25 protein-coding genes are annotated in these 25547 nt (G+C 66.2%); 9 read left to right on the top strand and 16 right to left on the bottom strand.

From position 1 onward, the window contains the following. Position 1 precedes the first annotated feature (1 nt). From AC0ZJQ_RS10790 to AC0ZJQ_RS10750, 9 genes are read left to right on the top strand one after another with little or no spacing between them, the layout of a single operon-like run. Positions 2-271, top strand: coding sequence for a hypothetical protein (locus AC0ZJQ_RS10790; protein WP_008569871.1), 270 nt, complete (start codon positions 2-4; stop codon positions 269-271). 10 nt (positions 272-281) lie between these two features. After that, positions 282-1610: a Tad domain-containing protein gene (locus AC0ZJQ_RS10785; RefSeq protein WP_476476635.1), complete on the top strand. Its 1329-nt coding sequence runs from the start codon at positions 282-284 to the stop codon at positions 1608-1610. Positions 1611-1620: 10 nt separating this feature from the next. Further along, positions 1621-2088 carry a TadE/TadG family type IV pilus assembly protein gene (locus tag AC0ZJQ_RS10780; protein ID WP_102828597.1) on the top strand — a complete coding sequence of 156 codons (468 nt, stop codon included), beginning with the start codon at positions 1621-1623 and terminating at the stop codon, positions 2086-2088. Continuing rightward, a complete protein-coding gene (locus AC0ZJQ_RS10775) occupies positions 2088-2585 on the top strand; it encodes a TadE/TadG family type IV pilus assembly protein (protein ID WP_476476634.1) in 498 nt (165 codons plus the stop codon). Before AC0ZJQ_RS10780 ends, AC0ZJQ_RS10775 begins: the two co-directional genes overlap by 1 nt. After that, positions 2579-3796, top strand: a complete 1218-nt coding sequence (locus tag AC0ZJQ_RS10770; protein ID WP_476476633.1) for an AAA family ATPase — start codon at positions 2579-2581, stop codon at positions 3794-3796. Before AC0ZJQ_RS10775 ends, AC0ZJQ_RS10770 begins: the two co-directional genes overlap by 7 nt. 2 nt (positions 3797-3798) lie before the next feature. Further along, complete coding sequence (locus tag AC0ZJQ_RS10765) at positions 3799-5232, top strand: TadA family conjugal transfer-associated ATPase (RefSeq protein ID WP_102828595.1); 1434 nt, start codon at positions 3799-3801, stop codon at positions 5230-5232. Next, the gene (locus AC0ZJQ_RS10760) at positions 5229-6215 is read left to right on the top strand and encodes a type II secretion system F family protein (protein ID WP_476476632.1); all 987 of its coding nucleotides are present in this window, start codon (positions 5229-5231) and stop codon (positions 6213-6215) included. Before AC0ZJQ_RS10765 ends, AC0ZJQ_RS10760 begins: the two co-directional genes overlap by 4 nt. A 14-nt stretch (positions 6216-6229) precedes the next feature. Next, positions 6230-7204 (top strand): type II secretion system F family protein, encoded by a 975-nt coding sequence (locus AC0ZJQ_RS10755; protein ID WP_476476631.1) that lies wholly within the window; start codon positions 6230-6232, stop codon positions 7202-7204. 1 nt (position 7205) lies between these two features. Beyond that, a complete protein-coding gene (locus AC0ZJQ_RS10750; protein WP_476476630.1) occupies positions 7206-8243 on the top strand; it encodes a tetratricopeptide repeat protein in 1038 nt (345 codons plus the stop codon). Here the strand turns inward: AC0ZJQ_RS10750 and AC0ZJQ_RS10745 are convergent. The 16 genes from AC0ZJQ_RS10745 to AC0ZJQ_RS10670 all read right to left on the bottom strand — a co-directional run bounded on the left by AC0ZJQ_RS10745 (position 8221) and on the right by AC0ZJQ_RS10670 (position 25291). Then, the gene (locus AC0ZJQ_RS10745) at positions 8221-9309 is read right to left on the bottom strand and encodes an acyltransferase family protein (RefSeq protein WP_476476629.1); all 1089 of its coding nucleotides are present in this window, start codon (positions 9307-9309) and stop codon (positions 8221-8223) included. The genes AC0ZJQ_RS10750 and AC0ZJQ_RS10745 overlap by 23 nt on opposite strands. A gap of 25 nt (positions 9310-9334) precedes the next feature. Next, positions 9335-10333, bottom strand: a complete 999-nt coding sequence (locus AC0ZJQ_RS10740; protein WP_476476628.1) for a glycosyltransferase — start codon at positions 10331-10333, stop codon at positions 9335-9337. Between the two features lie 23 nt (positions 10334-10356). Then, positions 10357-10563 carry a hypothetical protein gene (locus tag AC0ZJQ_RS10735; protein WP_476476627.1) on the bottom strand — a complete coding sequence of 69 codons (207 nt, stop codon included), beginning with the start codon at positions 10561-10563 and terminating at the stop codon, positions 10357-10359. Positions 10564-10600: 37 nt separating this feature from the next. Continuing rightward, positions 10601-10894: a hypothetical protein gene (locus tag AC0ZJQ_RS10730; RefSeq protein ID WP_476476626.1), complete on the bottom strand. Its 294-nt coding sequence runs from the start codon at positions 10892-10894 to the stop codon at positions 10601-10603. A gap of 33 nt (positions 10895-10927) precedes the next feature. Further along, entirely contained in the window at positions 10928-12118 is a 1191-nt protein-coding gene (locus AC0ZJQ_RS10725) for a glycosyltransferase family 4 protein (protein ID WP_314018742.1), read from the bottom strand. Positions 12119-12187: 69 nt separating this feature from the next. Continuing rightward, the gene (locus AC0ZJQ_RS10720) at positions 12188-13294 is read right to left on the bottom strand and encodes a glycosyltransferase family 4 protein (RefSeq protein ID WP_476476625.1); all 1107 of its coding nucleotides are present in this window, start codon (positions 13292-13294) and stop codon (positions 12188-12190) included. A 57-nt stretch (positions 13295-13351) separates the two neighbouring features. After that, the gene (locus AC0ZJQ_RS10715; RefSeq protein WP_476476624.1) at positions 13352-14659 is read right to left on the bottom strand and encodes a hypothetical protein; all 1308 of its coding nucleotides are present in this window, start codon (positions 14657-14659) and stop codon (positions 13352-13354) included. Positions 14660-14676: 17 nt separating this feature from the next. Beyond that, a complete protein-coding gene (locus AC0ZJQ_RS10710) occupies positions 14677-15975 on the bottom strand; it encodes a hypothetical protein (RefSeq protein WP_008569888.1) in 1299 nt (432 codons plus the stop codon). Further along, on the bottom strand, positions 15914-17179 hold the full coding sequence (locus AC0ZJQ_RS10705) for a glycosyltransferase family 4 protein (protein ID WP_008569890.1): 1266 nt from the start codon (positions 17177-17179) through the stop codon (positions 15914-15916). Before AC0ZJQ_RS10705 ends, AC0ZJQ_RS10710 begins: the two co-directional genes overlap by 62 nt. Positions 17180-17216: 37 nt before the next feature. Continuing rightward, on the bottom strand, positions 17217-17717 hold the full coding sequence (rfaH, locus tag AC0ZJQ_RS10700) for a transcription/translation regulatory transformer protein RfaH (protein ID WP_213663208.1): 501 nt from the start codon (positions 17715-17717) through the stop codon (positions 17217-17219). A 47-nt stretch (positions 17718-17764) separates the two neighbouring features. After that, positions 17765-18511 (bottom strand): WbqC family protein, encoded by a 747-nt coding sequence (locus AC0ZJQ_RS10695; RefSeq protein ID WP_008569892.1) that lies wholly within the window; start codon positions 18509-18511, stop codon positions 17765-17767. Positions 18512-18532: 21 nt separating this feature from the next. Then, positions 18533-20743, bottom strand: a complete 2211-nt coding sequence (locus AC0ZJQ_RS10690) for a polysaccharide biosynthesis tyrosine autokinase (RefSeq protein ID WP_476476623.1) — start codon at positions 20741-20743, stop codon at positions 18533-18535. A gap of 43 nt (positions 20744-20786) precedes the next feature. Then, positions 20787-21719: a glycosyltransferase family 2 protein gene (locus tag AC0ZJQ_RS10685; protein WP_476476622.1), complete on the bottom strand. Its 933-nt coding sequence runs from the start codon at positions 21717-21719 to the stop codon at positions 20787-20789. Position 21720: 1 nt separating this feature from the next. Beyond that, the gene (locus AC0ZJQ_RS10680) at positions 21721-23250 is read right to left on the bottom strand and encodes a lipopolysaccharide biosynthesis protein (protein ID WP_165594508.1); all 1530 of its coding nucleotides are present in this window, start codon (positions 23248-23250) and stop codon (positions 21721-21723) included. A 23-nt stretch (positions 23251-23273) separates the two neighbouring features. After that, positions 23274-24449 (bottom strand): DegT/DnrJ/EryC1/StrS family aminotransferase, encoded by a 1176-nt coding sequence (locus AC0ZJQ_RS10675; RefSeq protein WP_102828583.1) that lies wholly within the window; start codon positions 24447-24449, stop codon positions 23274-23276. A 62-nt stretch (positions 24450-24511) separates the two neighbouring features. Further along, positions 24512-25291 (bottom strand): hypothetical protein, encoded by a 780-nt coding sequence (locus tag AC0ZJQ_RS10670; RefSeq protein WP_213663212.1) that lies wholly within the window; start codon positions 25289-25291, stop codon positions 24512-24514. Between the last annotated feature and the right edge of the window lie 256 nt (positions 25292-25547).

The following is a 25547-nucleotide window of genomic DNA, read 5'->3' as shown; positions in this document are numbered from 1 at the left end:
CATGAAAACCATCGTTCCGCTGTGCTTGTTCGCTCTGCTGGCCGGTTGCATTCCCTATCAGGAAGGCCGCGTCGGCCCGCTTGGCAGCTCGGTCAACGCCACGCTCTACCAGCAGATCGCCGACCAGCAGACCGCCGCCAACCCGGGTACGGCGCTGCCGGCAACCGGCTTCGACGGCCCGCTGACCGAGCAGGTGCTCGACGGCTACCGTGACGTCACCGGCGATGCCCGGCAGGTCGCGCAGCCGATCCAGATCAACGTGGAAAACTGAGGTCGGCGCCATGCACGCCTCACGCGCAATGCACTCGCTACCCCGGCACCAGCGTGGCTCGGTCCTGGCGCTGGTCGGCCTGGCGCTGGCCGCGATCCTGCTGATGGCGGCGCTGGCGCTCGATGGCAGCCACATGCTGGTCAACAAGACGCGCCTGCAGAACGCCGTGGACGCCGCCGCGCTGAGCGGCGCCAAGACGCTGCAGCAGGTCATGGGCTCGGGCAATGCCGGCACGCTGAGCCGCGATGCCGCGCTCGATACCTTCCGGCGCAACGCCGAGGCGGCCGGCAACCGCGAGCTGGGCGAGGCGGTGGGCAGCGACCTGGGCGGATTCGTGCGCGTCGAGCTGGCAGCCAGCGTCTATGGGCCGTTCGCCTTCCCGGGGCCGACCGATGCCCGCTATGTGCGCGTGACCGTTGCCGAGTTTCCGCTGGCCCGTTTCTTCTGGGGGATGCTGTCGATGTTCGGCAGCGACGCGGATAAGCGCGTGGCCGCTGTCGCCACCGCCGGCCCCAGCCCGACCAGCCCCTGCAACATTGCCCCGCTGATGGTGTGCGGCAATCCCAGTCAGTACGACCCGGACGCCGGGCTGTTCTGGGGGTATCGCTTCGGCGGCCTGCAGGTGCTCAAGGGCGCCGCCGGTAACGAACCGACCATCGGCCCTGGCAACTTCCAGTTGATCCGCCTGGGCGACAGCAGCGGCGGCGCGGATGTGCGCGAGGCGCTGGCAGGCGGCATCGAGCAGTGCAACAGCGTCGGCGAGTCGGTGGAAACCGAGCCCGGCAACACGGTCGGCCCGGTGTCGCAGGGCTTCAACACGCGCTTCGGCGAGTACAGCGGCGCGCTGTCCAACAGCGCTGGCCAGTACCCGCCCGATCTGGTCACCGATTACAGCTCGCCGCGCATGACCTACAACGACAGCACCGGCAAGGTCGAGCACCAGGGCGAGGAAGTCAGCTCCCGTGACGGCGACCTGAGCACGCCGAGCGCGGCGCTGCTGGATTACAACGACTGGCATCGGCGCGTGGCCGACTGCCCCAACGGCTGTCGTAGCGACGGCGTGTTCGAGCGGCGCGTGCTGAAGATCGTGGTCGGCAACTGCACCGGCAGCTCAGGCGGGCAGACCTCGGTGCCGGTGCTGGGGTTCGGCTGCTTCTTCCTGGTCCAGCCGCTGCCGACCGGCGCCGGCAACCAGGCGCAGATCTTCGGCCAGTTCATCCGCGAATGCGAAGGCGACAACGTGCCGGATATCGATCCGGTGGACGACGGCGGCCCGCAGATCATCCAGCTGTACAAGACCTACATCGACAACAGCCGCACGCCGAGCAGCGATTCGTGAGGAGGCGACCATGCACAGCCTGACGAACACCCGGACGCGCCAGCGCGGACTGGCGATGGTGGAATTCGCCATCGCGCTGCCGCTGCTGCTGCTCCTGCTGCTGGCTATCGGCGAAATGGGCCGCCTGCTGTACCAGTACAACAGCCTGCTGCAAGCCAGCCGTGACGCCAGCCGCTTCGTCGCCGGCCAGGCCTGGAACCGCACGCTCGGACGGCTGGAGCTGACCGACGAGTTGCGTGCCCAGGCCCGTGCGCTGGCCGTGTACGGCGTGCCGGTGGCGAGCGCCGGCAGCCAGCCGCTGGTCAGCGGACTGACCACCGCCCAGGTGACAGTGGGTGCGCAGGGGACCGATCACGTGCAGGTCAGCATCAGCTATGCGTTCCGCCCGATCATCGGCAGCGGTCTGCCGGACGTCGGCTACGGCGCGCGCGTGCTGAGTTTTCCGCTGGTGGCCACCAGCGTGATGAGGGCGCTGTGATGAACGCCAGGCGCATGCGCGGGGTGTACGTGGTGGAGTTCGCCATCGTCGGGCTGCTGCTGTTCGTGCTGCTGTTCGGCGTGCTGGAAATGGGCCGGCTGTTCTTCACCGTCAACGCGCTCAACGAAACGGTACGCCGCGGTGCGCGGCTGGCGGCGGTGTGCAACATCGACGATCCGCGCATCCTGCGCCGGGCGATCTTCAACGCGGCCGACGAATCCGGCGCCAGCAGCCTGATCGCCAACCTCGACAGCAGCGACCTGCGGCTGGTGTACCTGGACGCCAACGGCGCCGAGATCGCCCCGGCAGCCGCCGGCGGCTCGGGCTTCAGCAACATCCGCTACGTGCAGCTGCGCGTGGAGAACTTCACCTTCAACCTGCTGATTCCCGGCCTGGGCGGCGTGTTCACGCTGCCGCCGTTCTTTTCCACCCTGCCTCGCGAAAGCCTCGGCCGCCACGCCGAGCCTGATGTCATCCCGGAGATCACGCCATGCTGAATACACTCGAAATGCCCAGCGTCGCCGTGACCGGTCGGCAAACCCTGCGCATGTTGATCAGCAGCCGCGACGCTGCCGCGCTGACCCGCCTCAAGGCGCTGGTCCAGGAGCTGCCTGGCCTGGAAGTCAGCACCCGGCTGGTGAACAACGGCCACACCGATCCGCTTTACGGGCTGGAGCAGATGCCCGATGTGCTGCTGCTGCATGCCAGCCACCTGTGGCGCGAGGAGCTGGGCGCGCTGCAGCAGCACCCGGCGCAGTTGCGGCCGCCGCTGCTGGTGTGTGGCCCGCAGGACGATCGCGATTGCATGCGCCTGGCGATGCAGGCGGGCGCACGGGATTTCTTCCCGGAGCCGGTGCTGGCGCACGAGCTGCTCGCCGCCATCGGTCGTATCTCGCTGGAGCTGCGTGACGGCCAGGCATGCGGCGGCAAGGTGATCGCCATCATGAACGCCAAGGGCGGCTCCGGCGCCACCATGCTGGCCTGCAACCTGGCCCACGCGCTCAGCGCCCGCGGCCGGCGCACCTTGCTGCTGGACCTGGACCTGCAGTTCGGCAGCGTCGCGCATTGCCTGGACGTGCATCCGACGCACAGCCATATCGAGGTGCTGCAGCGCGTCAATGAACTGGACGGCATCGCGCTGCATGGCTTCTGCAGCCACTTCAGCCCGACGCTGGATGTGCTCGGCGGACGCGCTGGCGAGCTGTGCCTGACTCAGGACGTGCAGCTGGAACAGCTGGAAAGCCTGCTCAGCCTGGCGCGCGGCAGCTATGACTGGGTGGTGGTGGACCTGCCGCGGCAGATCGACCACCTCACCGGCATCGCCCTGGAGCAGGCCGATCACGTTTATGTGGTGATGCAGCAGTCGCTCAGCCACCTCAAGGATGCCGCGCGGCTGGTGCGCATCCTTCGCGAAGACCTCGGCGTTGCCGGCGAGCGCCTGCAGGTGGTGGTCAATCGCTACGACAAGGCGGCACCGGTCAGCCTCAAGGACATTGCCGAGGCGCTGCGCTGCGGCGAACCGCAGAAGCTGCCGAACGATTACGCGGTAACCAGTGAAAGCCAGAACACCGGCGTGCCGCTGGAGCTGCACGCACCGCGCGCGGCGCTGACTCAGAGCATCGCGCAGATGAGCCGGGAACTGCTCGGTGGCGAGGCTGTGGCGCCGGGGCTGCTCAAACGCACCTTTGGCCGATTCTTCGGGGGTTGATCATGCTCAGCGAACTGCGCAACCGCCTGCAGGCAGGCAAGCGAACCCCGCCCAGCGCACCGACGCCGCAAGCCGCGGCCGCAGCGGCGGAAAACGTCATGGCCTGGGAGAGTGCGACGGTCGAGTCGCTGTACGAGACCCGCAGCCAGCTCAACCCGATCGATGCCGAGTGGCGCGAGAAAATCTACCAGCAGCTGCTCAAGGTGATGGACCTGTCGCTGCTCGATTCCCTGGAGCCGGCGGATGCGACCTGGCAGATCCGCGAAATCTGCCAGCGCCTGCTCGACGAGCATGCCGCGCCGGTGAGCGCCGCCGGGCGCCAGCAGATCATCAAGCAGATCACCGACGAGGTGCTCGGCCTCGGCCCGCTGGAACCGCTGCTGGCCGACGCCACGGTGTCGGACATCCTGGTCAACGGCCATGCCTCGGTCTACGTCGAGCGCCACGGCAAGCTGCAGCGCACCGACGTGCGTTTTCGCGACGACCAGCACCTGCTGAACATCATCGATCGCATCGTTTCCAGTCTCGGCCGGCGCATTGACGAATCCTCGCCGCTGGTGGACGCGCGGCTGAAGGACGGCTCGCGGGTCAACGCGATCATCCCGCCGCTGGCCATCGACGGGCCGAGCATGTCGATCCGCCGCTTCGCCGTGGACCTGCTGAATGCCGAGAGCCTGGTGCAGATGGGCACGCTGACGCCGGCCATCGCCCTGGTGCTCAAGGCCATCGTGCGCGGGCGGATGAACGTGCTGGTGTCCGGCGGTACCGGCACCGGCAAGACCACCATGCTCAACGTGCTGTCGAGTTTCATCCCGCACAACGAGCGCATCGTCACCATCGAAGACTCGGCCGAACTGCAGCTGCAGCAGCCGCACGTGGTGCGCCTGGAAACCCGACCGCCGAACATCGAGGGGCGTGGCGAGGTGAACCAGCGCGAGCTGGTGCGCAACAGCCTGCGCATGCGCCCGGACCGCATCGTCATCGGTGAGGTGCGTGGCGCCGAGGCGCTGGACATGCTGGCGGCGATGAACACCGGCCACGACGGCTCGATCACCACCATCCACGCCAACACCCCGCGTGACGCCCTGAGCCGCATCGAGAACATGGTGTCGATGAGTGGTGCGACCTTCCCGATCAAGGCGCTGCGCCAGCAGATCGCGTCGGCCATCGACGTGGTCATCCAGCTGGAACGGCAGGAAGACGGCAAGCGGCGGCTGGTCAGCGTGCAGGAGATCAACGGCATGGAGGGCGAGATCATCACCATGACCGAGATCTTCACCTTCGAGCGCCGCGGTATTGGCGAGCACGGCGAGGTGCTCGGCGATTACCGGCCGACCGGCATGGTTCCGGCGTTCCGCGACGTGCTGGCCAAGCGCGGCATCGAGCTGCCGCTGGAGCTGTTCCGCCCGGACTGGATGGAGGCCCTGCAGCCATGAGCCAGCTCCCCGCGGAATTCTTCCTGGCGTTCTTCGGCATGATCTTCGTCGCGGTGTTCCTGCTCAGCCAGGGCCTGACGGTGCCGGTATTCGGCGAGGCGGGGCGCGTGCGCAAGCGCATCCGCGAGCGCCTGCAGCTGCTGGAACAGGCCAGCGACCTGCCGAACATGCAGGTGCTGCTGCGCCAGAAGTACCTCAAGCGCCTGTCGCCGCTGGATGCCGCGCTGGAGCAAATGCCGCTGATGGAGCGGCTGGCGCAGGCGATCGAGCAGAGCGGGCACCACTACCGCGCCTATCGCGTGGTGCTGCTGGGGCTGGTGCTGGGCGTCGCGGTGGCGCTGGCCGGCTGGTTGCTGCTGCGGCTGTGGTGGCTGGCGGCGCTGCTGGGGTTTGCGGCGTTCTGGCTGCCGCTGCTGAAGATCGGTCGCGACCGCGCCCGGCGCTTCGCCGAGTTCGAGGAGGGCCTGGCCGATGCGCTGGACGCCATGTGCCGGGCGCTGCGCGCCGGTCATCCGTTCAACGAAACGCTGCGCCTGGTGGCCGAGGAGCACCAGGGCGCGGTGGCTCACGAGTTCGGCCTGACCTTCGCCGACATCAACTACGGCAACGACGTGCGCCGCGCCATGCTCGGCCTGCTGGAGCGGATGCCGAGCATGACGGTGATGATGCTGGTGACCAGCATCCTCATCCACCGTGAAACCGGCGGCAACCTGACCGAGGTGCTGGAGCGCCTCAGCCGGTTGATTCGCGAGCGTTTCCGCTTCCAGCGCAAGGTCCGCACGCTGTCGGCCGAAGGGCGGATGTCGGCCTGGGTGCTGGTGTCGGTGCCGTTCGTGCTGGCCGCGGTGATCATGCTGACCACGCCGGAGTATCTGCCACTGCTGGTCAACGAACCCATCGGGCAGAAACTCAGCATGGCGGCCTTCGGCGCGATGCTGCTGGGCATCTTCTGGATACGCCGGATCATCCGTATCCAGGTTTGAGTGAGGGCGCGGTGATGGACTATCTCTACGGACTGGTGCAGAGCGTGGTGGGCGATGAGCAGCAGGTGCGGCTGATCTTCCTGCTGGCCGTGGCACTGAGCGCGATGCTGGCGGTGGGCACCCTGTCGGTGCTGGTGATGGGCCTGCAGGACCCGGTGCGCCGGCGTCTGGCGGTGATCAAGCGCGGTGGCCTGCGTGGCGCCGAACATGCCGCGCAGGCGCCACGCGGCAATCTGCATGTGCTGCTGGAGCAGGTCGGTCAGCGCTTCGTCAGCGCCGAAGACGGCCAGCGCTCGGCGACCGCCGCACTGCTGCAGCATGCCGGCTACCGCTCGGCCGCGGCGGTGCAGATGTATTGGGCGATCCGCCTGCTGCTGCCGCTACTGTTGCTGGTGGCGACCTTGCTGGTGCTGCCGATGCTGACCACGCCCAGCCTGACCACCGGCCTGCTGGTGGCGGGGCTGGCGGTCGGCCTCGGTTGGCTGGCCCCGGCAGTGATCGTCGAGAAGCGCCGCGACCGCCGGCAGGCACGGCTGCGCGGTGCGTTTCCCGATGCGCTGGACCTGATGGTGGTCTGCGTGGAGTCGGGGCTGGCCCTGCCGCAGGCCATCGAGCGGGTCGCCGAGGAAATGGCGGTGAGCCAGGCCGAGCTGGCCGAGGAGCTGGCGATGGTCAATGCCGAGATTCGCGCCGGCATTTCCAGCGCGGCGGCACTGGCGCATCTGGCCGAGCGCACCGGCCTGGAGGATGTACGCGGGCTGGTCAGCCTGCTGGCGCAGAGCATCCGTTTCGGCACCAGCGTGGCCGACACGCTGCGCATCTACGCCGAGGAGTTTCGCGACCGGCGCACCCAGGCGGCCGAGGAGCAGGCCGCCAAGATCGGTACCAAGCTGGTGTTCCCGCTGATTTTCTGCCTGTGGCCGAGCTTTTTCCTGGTCGCCATCGGCCCCGCCATGATCGGCGTACTCAAAGCGTTCGGGAGATTGTGAGATGAAAAGAATCAGTCTGCTGCTGGCCCTGTCGGCCGTGCTCGCCGGGTGCCAGTCGATGGGGCCGGAGCCGGGCGAGGGACGTTCCATCTACGCCGGCAACCATTCGGTGCTGTACCGCGCACGGCAACAGGCCGGTTCGCTGGAGCAGGCGCTGCAGCTCGCCGACATGGCCTATCAGGCGGGGGATCTGGATCAGGCGCTGTTCCAGTATCTGCGCGTGCTGGAACTGGAGCCCACGCGGTATTCGGCGCTGGTCTGGGTGGGGCGGATTCACCGCGAGCGCGGCAACATCCAGCTTGCCGAACTGGCCTTCGAGGAGGTGCTGAGCAAGGCGCCGAACGATCTCGACGCGCTGGCGGAGATGGGCATGCTGCAACTGGCCAAGCGCGATCAGGACGCGGCGCGCGAGCTGCTGTCGCGCGCACTGCTGCGCGATCAGCAACGCCTGGCGAACGCGCCGCAGAACGCCATGCCCGCGGTGGATGCGCTGAAGGTGGACCGGCAGTCGCCGCTGCGCCTGTACAACGCGCTCGGCGTGCTGGCCGACCTGACCAACGAGTTTCCGCTGGCCGAGCGCTACTACCGGCTGGCGCTGCAGATCGAGCCGCGTTCGGCGCTGGTGCAGAACAGTCTCGGCTACTCGTACTACATGGCCGGACACTGGGCGGAGGCCGAGCAGGTCTACCGCCGCGCGCTCGACCGCAACGGCAGCTACGCGCCGCTGTGGCGCAACTACGGCCTGTTGCTGGCGCGCACGCAGCGCTACGAGGCAGCGCTGTCGGCGTTCGAACAGATCGGTTCGCGCGCCCAGGCCAGCAACGACGTGGGTTACGTCTGTCTGGTGGAGGGCCGGCTGGATGAGGCCGAGCAGTTCTTCCGCAGCGCGATGGAGCAGTCGCCGTCGCACTACGCCACCGCCTGGGACAACCTTGAGCGCGTGCGTCAGCTGCGCAAGGTGCGCCAGCTCGGCCAGGAGCCGATCCAGGCGGAGGCGGTCGCCGCGGCGGCCGAGGTCAAGGTGTTCGCCGTACCGTAGCGGCGCCGGCCAGCGAGGGACTGCTGCGCGTCGCGCGACGCGGACCGCGCGGCAGGTAGCGCTTGAGCGCCAGCGCCGGTGCCTCGACCAGATGCCACGAGAGCACGGCGGCCAGCAGGCTGGCGCTGAAACCCAGCACCATGAATGGCAATAACGGCAGGCTGCCGGCGCTCCAGTGCATCAGCAGTTGCTGGAGCGGGAAACTGAAGATGTACAGGCCGTAGGAAAAATCGCCGGCCTTGCCGAAGCCGGCGAGTCGTGGGATGCGCAGGTGCGCCAGGTAGATCACCAGATAGGGCAGGGTCAGCGAATGTACCAGCGGCCAGATGCCGTGGCCGGCGCTGAGCAGGCTGGCCGCCAGCAGCGGCACGGCGATCTTCCAGCTCCAGCGGATGCGATGGCGGTACAGGTACAGCACCGCACCGAAATAGAAGAACACCCCCAGCCGGCTGAACTTGCGCAGCAGGTCGCTCTGCAGATCGAACGCCGCAATCAGGTAGAACTGCGTGGCGAACAGCAACGCCAGCCCGAGCAGCGCCATGCGTCGGTTGAACAGCCCGAGCATGCCCAGCAGCACCACCGAGGCATACATCAGCACCTCGTAGGGCAGGGTCCAGAGCGAGCCGTTGACCGTGTTGGGGAAGGGGTTGTCGACGAACACGCCGGGTAGCTGGAACTGCGTCAGCAGCGCGATGTTGCCCAGGTAGCCAAGCGTCTGCGGCCCGCTCCAGTAGTCGGCCGGCGGCAGCTGCGTGGCCAGCGGCCCGATCACCAGCACGCCGAGCAGCACCGAAACGGCCAGCGCCGGAAAGATGCGCAGCGCTCGCTTGCCGACGAAATCGATCACGTTGCGGCTGTTGAGCCAGGACGCGGCGATCAGATATCCGCTCATCACGAAGAACAGGTGAACGGCAATGTCGGCGCTGTCGTAACGGCCGGTGAACAGGCGTACCGGCTCGCTGGTGCCTCGGCCGGACAGCCAGAAGCTGTGGCCGAACACCACCGCCGAGGCGGCGAAGAAGCGCAGGAAGTCGAAGTTGTTGTCGCGCGAATCGGTGGCATTCATTGCCGTCAATCTCCTGGATGAGGGGTCAGCGCAGCGGGAACGCCTCGCTCATGCCCAGCGCGCGGCTTTCGCCGTCGCGGATGGCACGTTCCAGCAGGCGCAGGCGTTGTGGGGCGTTGCACCGATGGGCGACGAGTCGCAGCAGGGCGAGGAAGACCGTGCGGTTCAGGCGCAGTAGCCAGCGCGAGCCGACCCAGACGTGGGTGTCGAACCAGGCCTGGTTGCGCGCGCTGTAGTAGGCGCGAAAATCCGAGTCGCCGAGCAGGAAGGCCTCGTAGATGTTGCGGGTGTGCGCCTTGATGTTCCACGACAGCTCCAGCTCGTCGATCAGCGCATCGGTGAGCAGGTACAGCTTGCCGCCGTCTTCGGTGATGCGGCGGGTGTATTCGGTGTCGTCGGCGTACAGCACCAGTTCGCGCAGCGGCACGCCGATGCGCTGGTACAGGCTGCGATGCGCGAGCATGCCGCCGTACGGCGCGAACGGCAGGCTGATGCGCCGTGGCGGTGTGCCCCGCGGCATGCCCCAGGGCAGGCGTCGCCAGAGCTTGTAGGGCAACTGGGCGATGTGAAAGCCGAAGTAGCTCGAACGCGGCTGGATGGCGAAGCAGGCCGGCACGCCCTGGGCGATATCGGCCTGCTGGGTGGGGCGAAAACCCAGTACCGCGACACGCGCCAGACCGTGCTCGTTGCCCAGTTCGGTCAGCTCGCGATGGAGGATGTCCACGGCGGCGGCGCTCGGTGCGTTGTCGTCATCCATCATCCAGATGTATTCGGCGCCGCGCTGCAGCGCGGCTTCGATGCCGACCGCGTAGCCGTTGGCCGAGCCGCTGTTGTGCGGCAGCTCGATTAGCTCGACCTGTTCCGGCCAGCGTTCGCGCAGCGTGTCGAGCGCGGCAGTGGCGGCGTTGCTCACCACCAGCACACGCTCGATGGCCGCGAAGGCCAGCGCGCGTTCGATCAGCTGTTGCAGGTAGCCCAGGCGGTCGCCGTAGGTCACGGTCACAATCGTGGTGGTGCGTTTCATGGGCGTCTCGTGGCGGGGCGGTTTCAGGCTTCGTCGGCGGTGGACAGCAGGCTGCCGTGGGGGGCCGCTGCGGGCTGATCGTCATCGTTGGGGTGGAACAGTGCGTGGAAAATGACCACGTACTCCGGCCCCGTCCCGGTCCCGGCGGGTTGCGATACCGGGACGATTTCGATGTAGGAATAGCCGTCGGCGAGGATCATTGGACGTCGGGTATTACCTGGGCGATGCATGATGGTTCTCCTGCGCATCGATTGATGCGCCTGTCGATCAGAACGAGTAACGGCGGGTATCCGGGGTACTGGGCAGGTAGGGCTGGACGGCCGGTTCGGCGATCACGCGGATAGTCGGTGGCGCCGGTATGGCGATGGCGCGCAGCGCTTGCCGCCGCGAGCAGGCGGCGCGCGGCTGCGTCTTGATGGCGCTCTCGTAAACGGCCACGCCGATGCAGCGCGTTGCGGCCGGGCTGGTTACCTGGCGTGGCTCGGCATGCACGGTCTGTACGATCAGCAAGACCAGACCGAGGGTGCGGCCAGCTTTCATCCACTGCTTTGCGGTGTTCATCCTTGAATCTCCGTGAGGTGGGTTGCGTTCTGGTCAGGCGTGCTTGGCCGAAAGCAGCGGCTGGATGGCCGCACGTCCTTGCAGCGCCAGTTGTCCGTCGAGCAGCGACACTTCCCGTATTCGCGCCTCGACGAAAGCCTTGATTTCCTGCTTGAAGCGCTCGCCACCGAAGCGCTCTGCGTTGCTGCGGCAGTTGCTCGCGCTGATGCGCTGGCGATGCGTCTCGAAGGTCCGCACGGCGGCGACGATCGAGTCGATGCTCTGCTCGGGATAGAACACCCCGGTGGGCTTTTCATGCTCCAGGCCGCGGATGGTTTCCAGCACGCCGCCGCGGGCGAAGGCGATGACCGGCGTGCCGCAGGCCTGGGCTTCGATCGGTGCGATGCCGAAGTCCTCCTCGGCGGCGAAGACGAACGCGCGGGCACGCTGCATGTACTGGCGCAGCACCTCGTCGCTCTGGTAGCCCATCAGGGTGACGTTGGCGCCGGCGACTTCGCGCACGCGCTCCATTTCCGGGCCGGTACCGATCACCACCAGGCGTTTGTCCGGCATCGCCGCGAAGGCTTCGACGATCAGCGGAATCTTCTTGTACGGCACCATGCGCGAGGCGGTGAGGTAGAAGTCTTCCTTGGCCTCGTGCAGGGTGAAGCGGCTGGTGTCCACCGGCGGGTAGATGACCGTCGACTGGCGCCGGTAGCTCTTGTTGATGCGCTTGGCGATGAAGTGCGAGTTGGCGATGAACTCGTCGACGCCGCTGGCGGTGCGCTGGTCCCACATGCGCATGTAGTGCAGCAGCATGCGCGCCAGCTTGGCCTTCATGCCGCGATCCAGGCTGGCTTCGTGCAGGTACTGGTGCTGCAGGTCCCAGGCGTAGCGGATGGGCGAGTGCACGTAGCTGATGTGCAGCTGATTGGGGCCGGTCAGCACACCCTTGGCGACCGCGTGGCTGCTGGAAATCACCAGGTCGTATGCGGACATGTCGAGCTGTTCGATGGCCAGCGGCATCAGCGGCAGGTACTTCTGGTAGGCGCTGCGCGCCTTGGGCAGTTGCTGGATGAACGTGGTGGTGGCGCGCTTGCCGCCCAGCCGCGCGCGGTCTTCATCGGACAGGAAGTCGATGACGGCGAACAGGTCGGCTTCCGGCCAGGTCTCGCACAGCGCGGCGAGTACCCGTTCAGCCCCGGCATAGGTCACCAGCCAGTCGTGAACGATGGCGATTTTCATGGGGTCACCTCGATAGTGGCGGTGCGGCAGCGCGGGGCGCCGGCGCACGAATGGGGTGATGTGGCTTTGTTAGCGCTGGCCGGGGTTCCAGCGGGCGATTGCCGGGTGGTTGTGCTTGCCGGCCAGGGTGCGGTCGATCAGGCGCGACACCGTTCGGGCCGAGGCCTCCCACGAGTAGCGTGCCACGTTGGCGCGGCCGAGTACGCGCAGGTCGTTGCGCAGGCTGGCGTCCTGCAGCACGCGGCTCATGGCCAGGGCCATCGAGCGGACGTCCAGCGGGTCGAAGTACAGCGCGCTTTCGCCGAGCACCTCGGGAATCGACGCGGCGCGCGCGGCGATCACCGGGCAGCCGCAGGCCTGCGCCTCCAGCGGCGGAATGCCGAACCCTTCGTACAGTGAGGGAAACACGAACGCCCGCGCGCCCTGGTATTCCTCCACCAGCTCTTCGTCACTGAGGCGCCCGAGCATGCGGATGCGCTGGTTGCCGTTGACCAGGCAGTTGCCGGCGGAAAACGCCGAATGCGAGCCGCCGACGATGCGCAGCTCGGTATCGTCGAAGCCTTCCAGGCTGAGAAAGGCGGCGACCATCCGCTCGAAATTCTTGTGCGCGTTCGGCGAGGAAACGGCCAGCAGGTACGGCTTCGCTGCGCCCTGGCAATCGCTCGCGCTGAACGGCCGGAAGCGCGGCGCCACCGCATTCGGCACCACGCAGATGTTGTGTGCGGGGTAGCCGTAGTGCTGGGCGATTTCCCGGCGGGAGAACTCGCTGACGGTGATCAGTGCGCGGATACGGCGCAGCAGCAGCGGTGTCATGGTCTGGTAGAAACGGCGGAACAGCGGCGAATAGCTTTCCGGGTGGCGCACGTAGGTGATGTCGTGATGGGTGGCGATCTGGTTGGCGTAGGCCAGCGGGGCCGTGTTGCATAGCGAGACCAGCGGCGGCCGGCCGTTGCGCGCCAGCCACAGGGGCAGATCCAGCTGCTCCCACAGATGGCCGCGGTTGCGGCCGATGCGGCGCACGTTGAGCTGGGTGGCGCTGTCGCGCAGATGCACGTCATGCGGTGCCACGAACAGCAGATCGCTGCGCAGCTTGCCCAGTTCGAGGCACAGCTGCTCGGCAAAGCGCTGCACCCCGCGAATCTCCTGGCTCAGGAAACGAGCGTTGATCACGATCATGGGACTACTCCTTCAGAGGCCTGCGCCAGCGATCCGGCGCCGGCAAGACGCAGTGTTTCAGCGCGTCGGCGACGCGCGGGTACTGATGATCTTGGGGAACTCGTTCAGCTCGATGCGCGCCGTGCAGGCCTGGCCGGCAGCGGCGCAGTTCCAGCGCACGTCGCTGGCGAAGCGTCCGCGCTGCGGCGTGGCGGTATCGAGCATCTGTACGTTGCCGGCCCGGCCACGCGCGCTTTCGATGGCCAGCGTGCGTGGGCGGCCGCCGGTCCAGGCGACCAGCAGCTCGTCGTCGTCGCGGGCGAAGCGCAGCAGCACCACCTCGCCACGGGCGCGGCGCTCATGGCCGAGCAGTTCGTATTCGCCGACGATCTCGCTGATCGCCTGCAGCACCGCGTACGCCGGTTTGGCCGAGTAGTCGTGGCGCAGCAGGCCGAAGTTGTGCTCGCGCTCGCGGCGGTCGGTGCCGTCGTTCCGGAAGTCGTACCACCACATGCCCTTGACGTTCGCCAGCGTGCGGGCGAGGAAGTAGCTGCGCGCCAGGTAGGCCGCCTGCAGTTTTTCGCTGACGCCGCAGGCGCCGTCATGCGCGGGCCAGGCCATCTCGGTCAGGTACAGCGGTACCGGCCGGCCGGCGGCCACGCTCAGCTGCTGGTCGACCTCGGCGAGCCAGTCGATCCAGGCTTCGGGCGTGTCGCGCCGCCAGCCGCGGCAATGCACGTACGGATGCAGCGACAGGCCGTCGACCGCTTGCAGCACGCCATGCTCGATCAGCCGCCGGGCGAAACCGGACTCGATGCCCTGAGTCGTCACCGCGCCGGCCAGCACCCTGGCGGCCGGGTCCTGCTCGCGGATGATGCCGGCGGCATCGGCGATCAGGCGCGCATAGTCCTCGCTGAAGGCGGGGCTGTGCGGGTCTTCCACGTCCCACTCGTTCCACACTTCGTAGTGCGCGACCTGGCCCTTCAGCGCGCCGGCCAGGTGGCTGACGTAGCGGTTGAACGCCGCGCGCACCGGCTCGCTGCGGGGTTTTTCGCCCTCGCCGTGAAAGTGGTTGCCGTAGCCGAGGATGAACAACGTATCCAGGCCGTGCCGGCGGTTGTCGGCAAGGTAGCGCTGCCAGGATGGCTCGATCAGCAGGCGGTTGCGTTCGCGTTCCACATAGGCCCAGTGCGCATCGGTGCGCACCGAGGTGATACCGGCGGCGCTGGCGAGCGCGCCGGGCTGCTTGCCGGCTACACCCTTGTGCAGCTCATGCGAGCAGACGCCAACGGTGAACAGCGGGTCGGCGGTCTGCGCCGCCGTGGTCAGGGTGAAGCCGAGCAGGCTGCCGAACAGCACCAGCGGCCATAGGGCGAAGCGATTCATCATCGGTCTCGTCATGGTTACGCCAGGCGGCGGGGATCGGTGATGCGTGACGTCATCAGGCTGGCTGCCGGTCGGTCGAGCGGGGTGAGCACGTGGGCGATCGCCAGGCCGAGGAACAGGCTGGCGACGGGCACCTCCAGCACGTCGGTGGCCCAGGCCACCAGGCAGATGCAGAACACCGCGCCGAGCAGGCCGCTGCGCACGCGCGGGCCGCGTTCGTGCAGGCGCAGCAGCAGCGGCAGGGCCAGCAGGTACAGCGCCACGCCGCTCAGGCCGAGCATTCCCCACAGGTACAGCGCGGTGTTGTCGGCGATGGCCAGCAGCTCCAGGCCCGGAATGGGAAACGCCGTGCTGCCGCTGCCAACCGCGCCGAAGCCCGCACCCCACCAGATCGAGGCCTGGGTCGTCACGTTGTCGATGAAGTTCGGCCAGCTGTTGACCAGGCGATCGGCGAACGAGGCCAGCAGGCTGCTGCTGACCGCGGCGATGGGGTCGATGCGCAACAGCAGGCTGGCGATCGGCAGGGCCGCGCCGCCCAGCACCGCGAGGAAAAACGCGGTGGCGCTGGCGAAGCGGTACGCGGCGAAGGTCAGCATGAGCAGGGTGACCACATACGCCGCCACGCTCGACTTGTTGGTGGTCAGCACGATGCCGGCCAGCGACACGCTGTAGAGCAGCACGCGCAGCAGCCGCGAGCGGATGAATGCGGCGAGAAACAGGCTGTACACGGCGATCATCACCGACAGGCTGGTGGACATGCGTGCAAAGCCGCCGATGCGGTCGATATCGTCCATCGCCCAGGAGCGATTGCCGCTCAGTTCCACGTCGCCGAGCATGTAGCTGTAGCCCTTCCACGGCACGCTGATGAGCATGTCCAGCGCGATGCCGACGAACGAGGCGAGCAGGCAGAAGCCGATCACCCGGATCAGCAACGCCAGCTTGCCTTCCAGATACCGGCCGCAGATCACGCCGAACAGCAGCGGGATGTAGATGAACAGCGCGAAGCCGATGTTGGCCAGCTCCGCGCCGTTGAGCAGCGCCAGCCAGGCCGAGGTCACCAGCGCCAGCAGCACCAGCCAGAACAGCGGCTGGCCGCGGTAGCCGAGCAGCTCCAGGCCGAGCGCGGCCAGGCACGCCATCTTCGGCAGGTAGAGCAGCCAGGACACTCCGGCCAGCGCGCTGTAGTAGCGCAGCGCACCGGAGAAGGTCTCGGTCAGCAGCAGTGCGGCGGCGATCAGCGTCAGCAGCGTCGGTTTATCGATCTCGAGCGGATGCGATGCGGGGCGTCGTGCAGTGATCAGCAGGCTCTGGTTCATGGCGAATGCTCGTTCCCTGAAGCGTTTTGCGCAGGATGGACTGGTACTCGTCCAGCATGCGTTCCCTATCCAGCAGCGGTTCGACGCTGGCGCGCGCCTGCCGGCCCAGCCGCTCGCGCAGCTCGGCGTCGAGGTACAGCCAGAGCATGGCGATGGCCAGCGAATGCGGTTCGTGCGGCGAGCAGAGCAGGCCGTTGAGGTTGTCCTGGATGATTTCCGGCAGGCCGCCACGCTGGGTGGCGATCACCGGGACGTGGTTGGCGCAGGCCTCCACGGCGACCAGCCCGAAGGGTTCGTCCCACAGCGATGGCACCACCAGCACATCGATCTCGCGCATGAAGTCGTCGGCCTTGCGATAGCCGTGGAAGGTGACCTTGCTCGGGTCGGCCTGGGCCTTGAGCCGCGCTTCGTAATCCAGCTTGCCGCGCCCGGCGATCTCCAGGCGCGCGTCGATGGCCAGCGCCTGGAATTGCTCGATCAGCCAGGCGACGCCCTTGTTCTCCGACAGCGTGCCGATGTAGCCGAAACGCAGCGGCTGGTTCGCCGGGCGCGCCGCCGGCGCGTGCTGCTCGGCATTGGCTTCGCTGCGGTTGTGCACCACATGGCGACTGGCGTTAGGAAAGTAACCGTGGCTGGCGACCCGCTCTAGCACGAAGCGGCTGACACCGATCACCGCCGCCACCTGTGCCGAGGCGCCGGCGTGGCGGATGCGCATGAACCGGCATTGGCCGCATTGCTGCGTACAGACCTTGCCGTGGTTGAACATGGTGTCCTTGGGGCACAGCAGATAGAGGTCATGCAGCACCTGGACGATCGGCACGCCGGCGGCGCTGATCTCGTCCCAGGCGGAGATCGACCAGCCGGTGAGGTTGTTGCTGACCACGATGTCCGGCCGCTCCAGCGCAAGCACGGCGCGTACGTAGCGGCGCATGCGCTGGTTGTAGCGATCGAGCAGGTGCCAGCCCATGCGCGCGAGACGGCCGGGGCGCTGCTGGGTGTAGTGCCAGTAGAGGTTGTGCAGGCCCGCGCGGTAGACCCGCACGTTCTGCTGCAACTGCTGCTGCAGGCCGGCATCCGGTCCGGTCGCCAGCACGGCCACGTCGCAGCCGCGCCGTTGCAGACCTTCGGCCAGCTGGCGCAGCACCACTTCGGCGCCGCCGCCGATGTGCGGCGGATAGAAGGCGTTGAGAAAAAGGATCTTCATCGGTTCGAGACTCGCTGATGCCGGGCAATCCGGCCGTTCATGCAAAGCACTGCAGGTAGTGGTTCGGCACCGTGATCTTCTGCTGCCGATGCAGCAGGTTGAGCAGGATGATCGAGCGCTGCTCGCCGTCGCTGGCGACGAAGATCGCCTCCAGCTCGTGGAGGCCGCCGCCACTGACCTGGACCCGCTCGCCCGGGCTGAACGGCGCCGCGGCCATCACCGGTACGGCCAGGCGCTGGCGCAACTGCTCGATCAGCTCGTCCTGCACCGGAATCGGCTGGCCACCGAAGCTGACGACCCGGCTGACGCCGCGGGTGGAGCGGATCGGGTACCAGTTGTCCTTGCCGGGATCGAGGCGGATGAACAGGTAGCCGGGGAACAGCGGCTCGGCGTGGCGCGCCTGCTGCCTGCCGCCGGTGGTGTTGCGCAGCGGGCGGTAGCACTCGTAATGCTGGCGCTGCAGGTGCTCTTCGGCCCGCGATTCCTGGCGTGGCTTGGTCTGGATGAGGTACCAGCGCGGTGTGTGGAGTGGCGTCATGTGAGGTCCTTCCCGGAGTGGATCGGCCAGCCTGGCCGGAATGAGGATCAAGCCAGGTGCAGCGTCGGCCTTGTCTCGCGCCCTTCGATCACGCCGAAGCGGCCGAGCATGTCCTTGAGCGTTTTGCGGTCGTTGAACATCAGCACGTCGATGATCGACAGCGCCGGCACGAACGGGTGGTTCAGCTGCGGGTAGCTCAGGTCGTCGTCCATACGCAGGAAGCGCAACAGCAGGCCTTCGGCGCGGAATCGGGCAGGGCAGTACAGGTCGATGCCGCCGATGGGATTGAGGTACAGCTCGCCGTCCATGCGCCGGGCGATCTGGATGACGCGGTCCTGCTTGTCCATCACCGGCGGCAGGCACAGGTCCGAGCCGCGGAAAATCGGCGTGGTGATGCCCATGTACTGGCACAGGCGGCGCAGCGAGTGCTCGGTGAACAGCGCCAGGTTGCGCTCCGGGTATTCGAGAATCTCGCGCAGCAGCGGCACCACCTGTTCGCGCTGCGGTGCCTTGGCGTAGGCATGCTCGATCTTGCGCAGCAGGGTCTGGGCCTGCTGGTCGAAGTCGTCACTCAGCCAGCGCTCGTTGATGCGGTCGTACTGGTGTCCCTTCTTCAGGGGAAAGGTGATCAGCTTCGGCTGGCCGTCACCCAGAATCCGGTTGCGATTCATCCATGAGCCCTTTTCGTACTGCAGGTCGTCGCCCAGTACGAACACGTCACTGACGTTGATCAGTTGAAAGTAGCCCAGGTACGGAAACAGGTACGGTTGCATCATGGCGATGGTGCGGAGCACGGCGCTTCTCCTTGTGCGTTGTCAGGCTTTCTGGGGATAGCTGTAGTAACCGTAGGCGCCGGTGTCGTACGCCGAGTTGGAGGCGCGGCGGCGTATGCCGTTGAGGATCGCGCCCTTGAGCAGCACGCCGTTGTGCATCAGGCGGCGCTTGGCAGCCTCGATCTGTGCGCCGCTGCTGACGCCGAAACGCGCCACCAGCAGGCTGGTGCCGGCCTGCTGGGCGACCAGCACGGCATCGGTCACGGCCAGCACCGGCGGGGTGTCGACGATGACGAAGTCGTAGTGCTGCTCGGCTTCCTTGAGCAGCCGGGCGAAGTTGTCGTGCATCAGCAGTTCGGATGGATTCGGCGCGTTGCAGCCGCTGGCGATGAAGTCCAGATTCTTCTGTGCGGTGCGGCGGGTCACCTCGTTCAGCGGCAGTCCGCCGGCGAGTGCGTCGGACAGGCCGTGGCGCGGTGTGAGGCCAAGCACGCGATGCAGGTAGCCGCGGCGCATGTCGGCGTCGATCAGCAGCACGCGCTGGCCGCTCTGGGCGATGACCGCCGCCAGGTTGCTGGAGACGAACGACTTGCCGACGCCCGGCGTCGGGCTGGTGATCATCAGCACCCGGTTGCGCGCCTCGAGGGTGGCGAACTTGAGGCTGGTACGCAGGCTACGCATGGACTCGACTGCCAGATCGGCCGGGTCGGTGAGGCTGAGCAGCCGGGCCAGACCGTCGTTCGCCTTGTGTGCTTTTTGCAGTTGCTCCTGACGGCTGGAGAACGGCGTGGCGGCATACACCGGAATGCCGAGCTTCTCGATCACGTCGGGGCTTTCCACGCCGCGATAGAAGGCCTGGCGCAGCAGGATGACCAGCGCCGAGGCCAGCAGTCCGAGAAAGATGGCGATGCCGACGATCAGCGGACGGATTGGCTTGGCCGGTTTCTCGGTGGTGGTGTAGGCATCGTCGATGATGCGCACGTTGCCGATGGTGCCGGCGCGCAGGACGTCCTGCTCCTGGGCCTGGTTCATCAGCAGCGTGTAGGTTTCGGTGGTGACTTCCATGTCACGCTTCAACCGCAGCAGCTCCTGCTGGGTTTCCGGCAACGCATCGACCTTCTTCAGCAGCTGCTCCTTCTGCGTCTGCAACTGGCCGATCTGTTTCATCAGCGTCTGGTAGATCGGGTGTTCGCGGGTGTACAGCCGGTTGTACTCGACGCGTTTGAGGTTGTGCTCGGAGAGCAGTTTTTCCAGCTCGACGATCTGCTCGAGCACCGATTCGGTCTCGATGCTGATGTCCACCGACTTGGCGCTGGTCTGGTAGGCATTGAGCGCGGCCTCGGCCTTTTCCAGCTCCTTGCGCACCAGCGGCAGCTGCGAACGCAGAAACTCCAGGCGCTGCGCGGCCTCGGCCGAGCTGCGTTCGACGTTCTGGCGTACATAGAGGCGGCCGATTTCGTCGAGCACGGCGGTGGCCTTCTGTGCGTCGGCGTCTTCCAGCGACAGATAGATGATCCCGGAGTCCTTGCCGGCTTCGCCGACCTTGAGCCGGTCCTGGTAATCCAGTGCGGTGGTTTGCGCGCGGCTGCGCACCAGCTCGAACTCGGTGCCGGGACGCGCCAGCAGTTCGCTGATCTGGACCTTGAAGCCACGGCCGGCCACGGCCTGGCCCACTTCACCGCGCAGCAGTAGGGTTTGTTCTTCGTCCAGCAGGCGATAGCCACCGTCGTTCTCGGCGATGAGGGTGAGCTTCTCGCCCAGGTAGGCCGGCGGTACGTCGAGCTGGAATACCTCGATCTTCTCGCCGCCCCAGGCATGGCTGGCGAGGCCGAACAACGGCGCGGCCAGCGGCCCGTCGACGGCCGGGTCGTGTTGCCGCGCGAGGTAGCCGCCCAGCAGCGGCAGCCGCTTGGGTTTGGCGGTGATGTAGAGCTTGAGGTTTTCCACCGTCTTGCCCAGCACGGCGCGCGACTTGAGCAGGGAAATCTCGGTGACGGCCTGGGATACCGAATCCGGCCGGGGTACGACTTCCGGCACGCCGGTGATACCGGTCTTCTTCGGCTCGATCTGGATCATCGCGGTGGCTTCGTAGATCGGCGTGGCGACTACGGCGTAGGCGATGCCCAGGGCGGCGAACAGCCCGGTGATGCTGGCGATCAGTCCCTTGTGGTCGTAGGCGGTACGCAGAATGCCGGCCAGATCGATACGGCTGTCCGTGTCGTATTCCAGCGAGGAGCGGGTCAGTGCAGTCATTTGGGATCCATCCTGATGGTGCAGTGAAACAGGGTTCTGGAACTCAGCCTTTGGCCGGTCGCGGGGCCAGGCGCCGCAACAGGTTGAGTCCGAGGTTCTGGGCAACACCGCAAAGCGCCTGCAGCTTGCTGAGCGGCGAGAGGAGCGCCAGGCACTCGCTGGCGACCTGGCCGAGGAAGTACTCGTACAGCTCGCGTTTGCCGATGCGCTGGTAGTAGCGCGCCAGGCAGTAATGGGCGTGCAGGGTCATCTGGATGCGCTGCCGGCTGGGGCGCATGGAGAAGATGCCGCCTTCGTGAACGCGGTAGGCCGCCGGTTTGATCTCGGCGATGAACTTGCCTTTGCCGTGAGCACCGAGCAGCGACCACCAACAGATGTCCAGCACTTCCACACCGAGCAGCTCGGGCGGCAGCTCCTGCAGCAGGTTGCGAAAGCACACGGTCAGCGTGGAGAACGGCCGGCCCTGCATCAGCTCGCGCGCGCTGGCGTCCTGGCGCAACTTGCCGGTGAACTGCGGGCTGCGGATGACGCCCTGGGTGTTGAACATGAAAGCGTCGTGGTAGGTCAGCACGTAGTCGCGGTGGCGTTCGAGGAAATCCACCTGGATCTGCAGCTTGCGCGGATCGGTCCAGTAGTCGTCGCCCTCGCAGTAGGCGATGTAGCGACCCGCCGCACGGGCGAACAGCCGTGTGCTGAACGGTACGCCGAGGCTGAACTGGTTCTGCTGCTGGTAGATCGGTTTGACGATGCCCGGGTAGCGCGCGGCGTACTCGGCGATGATCGCGGCGGTCGCATCGGTGGAGGCGTCGTCATGCACGATCACTTCAAAAGGGAAGTCCGTTTCTTGCTGGAGAAAGCTATCCAGCGTCTTCCTGATAAACGCGGCGTGGTTGTAGGTCAGGCAGATGATGCTCAGCGTCGGCTCGGTGCGGCCTTGCCAGCGCGACCTGATGTCGTCTTCGCTCTTCAATTCCATGTCACAGGCTCGGTTTGGTGATCAACACGTAGAGTTTGAGAACCAGCGACCCGGAGCTGGCGGCGACCAGGACCAAGCAGATCAGGCCGCTGCTGGCCAGCCCCAGCAGGATGTCGATGCGCTCGTCGCTGGCGATCGCATCGAACAGCGGTTCGCCGAGCAGCAGGCCGAGGAAGGTCACGGCGGTGATACGGATCAGGTCTTTCAGCCAGATGCCGTGCAGGCCCGGAACGAAGCGCCGGTGTACCAGCGGCGGCCAGATGACGAAGGTGATCAACCGCAGGCCGAACCACGCCAGTGCCGCACCGAGCGCGCCGTGCTGCAGCACGGCCCAGACCACCAGCGGAATGCTGATCGCCGTGGATACGACGCTGAACCAGATGTGCAGGCGCAGCTCGCCGAAGGCGTACTGCAGGTAGAACTGGAAGGCGCCTACCGCCAGGATCGCGCTGCCCAGCACGTACCAGGCGAGGATCGGCTCGCTCCATGCCGCGGCCTGCGCATCGCCGGTCCAGGCGAAAATCAGTTCCCGCGAGTGGAAGGCAATCACCGCCGCCATCGGGAACAGCACACTGCAGACGAAGCGGCTGGCGTTGAGGTACAGCGCGCGCATGTCGGCGATCCGCCCTTCGGCGGTGAGCATGGTCATGCGCGGCAGCAGTGTCTGCACCAGCGGGTTGGTCAGGGTGAGCAGCCCGGTAGCGATCAGCGCGACCAGCGAGTAATAGCCGTATTCCTTGAGCAGCAGCACCTTGGAGAGCAGCACCTTGTCCAGCTGCGTGAGGACGATCCACAGCACCGAGGTGAGCGTCATCCCCGCGGCGAAGGGCAGTACCGGCCTGACCACCGACCAGTCGAAACCGGTGAACAGATGCGGGTTGGGCATCAGCGCATAGGCGCGCGAGGCCATCAGCAGGGTTTCGATCAGCGCGACCGCAACCTGGAAGACGAAGAAGTCGCGCGGATCCTGCGTCACGAAGGCGACCAGAAACAGCCCGCCGAAGTAGCGCAGGGTGGCGATCAGCATGTTCGCGCCGTTCAGCCAGCCATGCAGCTCCAGCCCTTGCAGGCCGCTCTTGTACAGCGTCGCGTATAGCCGCAGGCCGACCAGCACGCCCATCAGGCTGATGCACTGGGCGAGTGTGGCGCCGCTGAGTTCGTGGGCTTGCAGCCAGTGTTCGGCAATCCAGCCGCTGGCGGCGTGGATGCTGGCCCACGTCAGCAGAGCGATGGGGACGAAGATGATCTCGAACGAGCGCAGCAGGCGGCCCGGCTCGGTCAGCTCGGCAAAATCCTCCGCCTGCCCGCGGTAATGGGCGATCTGCCGGACCAGCGAGGGCGACAATCCGGCATCGAGCAGTTGCAGCCAGGCCTGCAGCACCGCGAAGAAGCCGATCAGTCCATACGCCTCGGCGCCCAGATGGCTGAGGTAGAACGGCAGGATGACGATACCCACCAGCAAGGCGTAAGCCTGGCCAAGGTAGTTCAGGCCGGTGTTGCGCAGTACCGAAAGCCGTTTCGGATCAGGCATGGTGTTAGGTGCGTCCATTCGAATCAGGAAATACGTTTGCAGGTGGCGACGGTGAGCTGCGGCTGCGCCAGGTCAAAGGCCCGGACCAGCGGGTTGAACAGCGCGCGGCTGGCCTGTTCGCTGTGAATCGATTCATGAATCAGGGTTTGGATGACGCGGCTCTGCACCTTGGGCGGTAAGCCCGGGTAGATCGGCAGGCACAGCACGCGACGACTGAGCGCGCGCGAGCGCGGCTGCGGAGCCTGCGGCTGCAGGTACTCCAGCGTGTCCAGCGAGGGGTAGAAATAGCGCCGCGGATTGATGCCGTTGTCGTTCAGCTGCTCACGGCTGCGCAGCAGCTGCAGTTCGTTCGCCAGCGCAACGGGAAAATAGCTGTAGTTGCGCTGGCTGCCCGGTTGCGGCGCCTGCAGGTCGAAATAGCCACCCAGTTCGCGCTCGTAGCGTTGGCCAATCTCGGCACGTTGGTCGAGGATGTCCTCGATGTCGTCGAGGATGCACAGCCCCATCGCCGCGGAGAATTCGTTGAGCTTGGCGTTGATGCCGATGCCCTGAATGATGTCGGTATCGACGATGCCGAAGTTGCACAGCAGGCGAATCCGCGCGGCCAGCGCGTCATCGTTGGTGACGATCGCGCCACCCTCGATGGTGTGAAACAGCTTGGTGGCATGAAAACTCAGGGTGCTGATGTCGCCCCAGTTGAACACCGACTGGCCGCCGTGACGCACGCCGAACGCATGGGCACCGTCGTACACGACCTTGAGGTTGTGCCGGTTCGCGATGCGCTGGATGTGTTCGACCGCGCAAGGATTGCCGAACACGTGGGTGGCGACGATGGCGCTGGTATCGGGGGCGATGCACGCTTCGATCCGCTCGGGATCGATGTTCCAGGTGGCTTCGTCGATGTCGGCAAAGATCGGCCGGATGCCTTCCCATTGCAGGGAGCTGGTCGTGGCCACGAAGCTGAACGGCGTGGTGATCGCGCTGCCGGTGAGCCCCAGGGCCCGGTAGGCGATCTGCAGGGCGATGGTGCCGTTGTTGGTGAGGATGATGTTCCTCACACCCAGGTATTCCTGCAGCCGCTGTTCCAGCGCCATCACCAAAGGGCCCTGGTTGGTCAGCCAGCCCGTGTCGTAGATGCGGTCGACGTAGGCTATGAACTTGTCTTTGTTGCCCAGGTAAGACTTGGTCACGTTGATCATGTCGATTTCCTTATCGGGCCATGCGGCCCTTCTCCGGTTTCTGGCCGGCAAGGGGAGGGCAGTCAGACGGCGTGCTGGTCGCTTATCTGGCTGGCGCGACGTGCACGGTGCTGGTTGACCGCCAGGATCAGGCTGGTCAGCAGGCTGCCGGCATGCGGATCGCCGTAGTGGAAGATCGCCGTGGCACGGCGATAGGCCGGGTTGCAGGGCTCATTGGCGTGCAGTGAGCGATAGCCCCAGAACAGATAGAGGTTGCCGGGCACCAGACGCAGACGCTGCGGCCGAAGCAAATGCAGCCGTATGCCGAGGCTGATCAGCTTGCGTGTGAAGGTGTTCTGCACCAGCGCCTTCTCCAGCACGTTTAGCAGCACACTGGGGCGAACGCGGCGCCGATTGGCGAATAGCAACAGATCGCCGCGCTCGTTCGGCTTGCCCTGCTGGGGGATTTCGATAGGGAGCAGGGCGGTCACCAGACTGGCATCGAAGTGAAAACAGTTGGACTCGCGCCGGCCGCTGCCGCCCTGAACGCAGCGCAATACGGGGAATATTTCGGAACTCGGCGCGCTGTTACCGGCCGCCTGTCGATAAACATCGGCGAGCATCTTCTGGAAATCAGGCGATGCCTTCAGCGCAACGAGCGGACTTCCGGCCAGCGCATTGTCGCCGTGATACGCGAAGTAGTTGCCTTCATGTCGCTCGGCGTCGATGGAAAGCTGCTCTCGAAGTTCTTCAAGCTGCGATCTGCTGAGGAAATCGGGAATGCAGGCGTAACCTTCGTTATTTATTGCCTTGGCAATAAGAGCGGTGGAACTATTGTCTAAGTTGCTAGTTTGGGCGCGCACAAGTTTCTCCCGCAGAAAAGAGGGAAATATGAAGATTGTCTTTACATGAATTTGTTTCTGGCGGCGCGTTCTTCGCTCTGAACGCGGTCAATTCATATTAGTGGCGAAACGAGTATGTGTTTCGCGCGTTAGCCTGGCTTACTTCTATATGAATTGCGGCTATTAGGCCGGTGGAAAACCGGCAATGCTACCGCCCATGGGCCTTTCAGCCGTTTCGCCGTTCAGCACCTGTACCGTCTTGCCTCAACTTCTACAA

Source organism: Stutzerimonas sp. 21-1 (assembly GCF_056336065.1).
The sequence above is the reverse complement of the archived record's forward strand: the minus strand, read 5'-3'. Positions and strand labels throughout refer to the sequence as shown.